The following is a 543-nucleotide window of genomic DNA, read 5'->3' as shown; positions in this document are numbered from 1 at the left end:
GAGCGATTGCGTGTTCTGCCAGGTGAGGGTGTCGGGCCGATGCGTCGCGACATATTTGGCCGCAGGGTTGAAGGCATCCGCGATCGGATCTTTCTGATATGGCCAGTAGGCGGCGAAGATATCGTAGGTCCTGCGGCCGAGAAGCAGGGCGAAAGGCTTGGAGAACAGTTCATCCATCGCCGCGCCCCCCGCCTCGTCGAAGTAATGGAAGGTCCAGCCGCCGAACTTGAAGCCGCCGACCGGATCCTCTTGCGGGCCGCCGGGCGCCTGCATGACGCCGTCGAGGCTGATGAATGTCGCAGAGATGATCTTTCTCATTCCAATGCTCCCGTTCTTCGGTCCACGCCGTCGTGGCGGACTTCAGCCCAAGGACGGGCGACGAGCCACCGGTCCGACAGGACAGGACGAAATTTTGGAAAATCACCGTTGCTTGCGAGGCTCGGTGTGGAGATTTTCCGACGAGAACCAGACATCGCCTGATATGGCGGTGGCGGTGATGGTGACACGCACGCAAAAAGGCTTCGCCTGCGATCCGTTCATGCG

The 543-nt window shown here is 60.6% G+C and carries 2 protein-coding genes; one reads left to right on the top strand and one right to left on the bottom strand.

Annotated elements, in window-relative coordinates; translation table 11 throughout:
• On the bottom strand, positions 1 to 318 hold a 318-nt coding region (locus EOA22_RS36745; RefSeq protein ID WP_164756341.1), incomplete at its 3' end, for a dihydrofolate reductase family protein.
• Between EOA22_RS36745 and EOA22_RS38430 the strand changes: the two genes are divergently transcribed.
• On the top strand, positions 305 to 543 hold a 239-nt coding region (locus EOA22_RS38430), incomplete at its 3' end, for a hypothetical protein (protein WP_206521583.1). The two genes, EOA22_RS36745 and EOA22_RS38430, sit on opposite strands and share 14 nt — an antisense overlap.

This window comes from Mesorhizobium sp. M7A.F.Ca.US.014.04.1.1 (genome assembly GCF_003998745.1).
In the GTDB taxonomy this organism is placed as follows: Bacteria; Pseudomonadota; Alphaproteobacteria; order Rhizobiales; family Rhizobiaceae; genus Mesorhizobium; species Mesorhizobium ciceri.
The sequence above is the reverse complement of the archived record's forward strand: the minus strand, read 5'-3'. Positions and strand labels throughout refer to the sequence as shown.